Annotated in this window: 2 protein-coding genes and 1 pseudogene; all 3 read left to right on the top strand. The window is 60.6% G+C overall.

The window, feature by feature from the left end; translation table 11 throughout:
* Positions 1–157: pseudogene (locus QZX93_RS20965) on the top strand (ISNCY family transposase); the annotation flags it as partial.
* A 403-nt stretch (positions 158–560) separates the two neighbouring features.
* Positions 561–1,772: a site-specific integrase gene (locus tag QZX93_RS20960; protein ID WP_295386631.1), complete on the top strand. Its 1,212-nt coding sequence runs from the start codon at positions 561–563 to the stop codon at positions 1,770–1,772.
* The gene (locus QZX93_RS20955) at positions 1,769–2,179 is read left to right on the top strand and encodes a hypothetical protein (RefSeq protein ID WP_295386629.1); all 411 of its coding nucleotides are present in this window, start codon (positions 1,769–1,771) and stop codon (positions 2,177–2,179) included. Before QZX93_RS20960 ends, QZX93_RS20955 begins: the two co-directional genes overlap by 4 nt.
* Positions 2,180–2,279 lie beyond the last annotated feature (100 nt).

Genomic DNA, 2,279 nt, shown 5'->3' with positions numbered 1-2,279 from the left:
TGGCAAACAGCACTTGTCCGCCGTGCTGGCGACCCTGATCATCCTGGCCTACCTGGTACACACCGTCCTCGACTGCCTGGACCAACGCTATCGCGCCGTGCGCGCCCAATTACCCTCGCGCCAGACCTTCTTCGAACACCTACGCGCGCTCGCACAGTACCTCCCCTTCGACTCCTGGGATCAGCTGTTTGACTTCATGCTCGAGGGTCTGCGACCCGCTCCGCGCAAGGTCCGGGGACGGCCGAACACGGGGTAAGGTCAAATTTGGAATTGCTGGGTATGGATCAGACTCATGAACAGGTCGCCGACCTTGGCACCGTTCAAGGTGCGATAAAACAGCGAATTTTTCCGATTATGCCCAGCTGGGCATAATCGGAATTATGCACACCTCAGGATTAGGCACAGTCAGGCCCATGCGCCCGTGCTAACACATTGAAATCGTGAAAACTTAATTTTCAGCGCCAAGCCGGGAACTCTGCATAAGATTTGGGTACTCCACTGCAACCTGTGAGGGGGTACTTATGTCCGAATCGGCTTGGAAGGATGATTGTCACGTCCGCTTGTCATCGGAAACCATCGCGGACCCGATGTGCGAGCGCTTCCTCCAGCATCTACAACACCGAGGTCATACCGAAGGTACGGCACACGCCTATCTGGCCGCCGCCGAGCATTATTGGCGTTGGCTCGCTCGCCAAGCACCGGTTGAACACCAGGTCAACGCCGATACTGTCCGCCGCTTTCTGAATGAGCATCTTCCCGCCTGTGATTGTCCGCCGCCGGTGTATCGGCAGCGTACCACGATGCGCGCGGCGCTCAATCAGTTGCTGGGCATGCAGGGATACCCACGATTACAGCAACTGCGAGTGCCAGCGAGCGCCGCCATTGAGGCGGCGTTGTCCAGCTTCGATAGCTACTTGCGCGATATCCAAGGACTGGCGGGGGCGACGCGTCAGTCGCGTTGCCATTTTGTCCGGGCATTTCTCGAGGATCTGTTCGGCTCGGCGCCGTTGGACTTCGCTCGGCTGACACCGTCGTTCCTGATTGACTATATCACGGTCCAGGCGGAGCGGTTAACGACCGGATCGGCCGGGGTTCTCGTCACGGCATTACACAGCTATCTGCGCTTTCTTCAGTTTCGTGGCATCTGTATCGGTATTCCAGGCGACACGCTGCCGCGCCCGGCGCACTGGTCTCTGGTCACATTGCCACCGCGTCTGACCGAGGCCGAGCTGTCGCGCTTCTGGCAGGGCTTCGACCGCAGCACCTCTATCGGCAAGCGTGACTACGCCATGGCGCGTTGCCTGGCCGATTTGGCGTTGCGTTGTCACGAAGTGGCGGAGCTCCGACTGGAGAATATCGATTGGCGTCACGGCGTCCTGTCTTTACCGCATACCAAGACTCTGCGCGCCGATCGGCTGCCGCTGCCGGAACTCACCGCGCAAGCGCTGATCGACTACCTGCGCGTCGGGCGTCCGGTCTGTAGGAGCCGGGCGGTCTTCGTCTATCAGCGCGCACCGCTGGGGGAAGCGGTGAGGACGACGACGGTCCACGGCGCCATCGACCGGGCCTTCGCGCGGGCCGGGTTGCCCTGGCGCGGTACCCATGTACTGAGGCATACGGCCGCGGCTCGTCTGCTGCAGGCCGGCTGCTCCATCAAGGCGATCGCTGATGTGATGCGCCACCGCAGTATCGATACCACCGCCATCTACACCAAGGTCGATCTGCCCCACTTGATCCCGGTGGCGTTGCCATGGCCGGGAGCGCAGCCATGAACGCCTGGTCGTCAATGGAGGCACGGGTCGCTGACTATCTGCGCACGCGCCGTGCGTTGGGCCATGACTTGCGAATCCAAGGCTCACAACTGCACCGCTTTGCCCAGTTCGCTGACGCGCAGGGTCAGCACGGCCCGATGAGCTTGGCGTTGGCCGTCGCGTGGGCGCTCGCCGGCCCACGACACACACCCAGTGGGCCGGCCCGACGCCTGGGTATCCTGCGTCCCTTCGCCCGCTATTGCGCATTGTTTGAGCCGGAGACAGAGATTCCCCCGCCCCGCTGGCTCGGGACGCTCCATCATCGGCCGGTACCGCACATCTATTCCGATGAGGAAGTCAGGCAGATGCTGACGGCCGCGCAACAACTGTGGGTCTCTTGGATTTCCAGTGGAAGCATATCTTTTTAGAAACAGGTAGATAGAGTCCAGTGGCGAAAATATTGCGGTCTTAGTGGCAACGGACAGAAACGCTGTAAGCCTCTGATTTTCTATGCGTACAACTTGTATC

It is taken from the genome of uncultured Thiodictyon sp., from assembly GCF_903946935.1.
In the GTDB taxonomy this organism is placed as follows: Bacteria; Pseudomonadota; Gammaproteobacteria; order Chromatiales; family Chromatiaceae; genus Thiodictyon.
This window is presented reverse-complemented; position numbering and strand designations above follow the sequence as displayed.

Bases quoted from the DNA above. Each gene is read 5' to 3' on its own strand.
- QZX93_RS20955 (WP_295386629.1), top strand. From the start codon at position 1,769: ATGAACGCCTGGTCGTCAATGGAGGCACGGGTCGCTGACTATCTGCGC.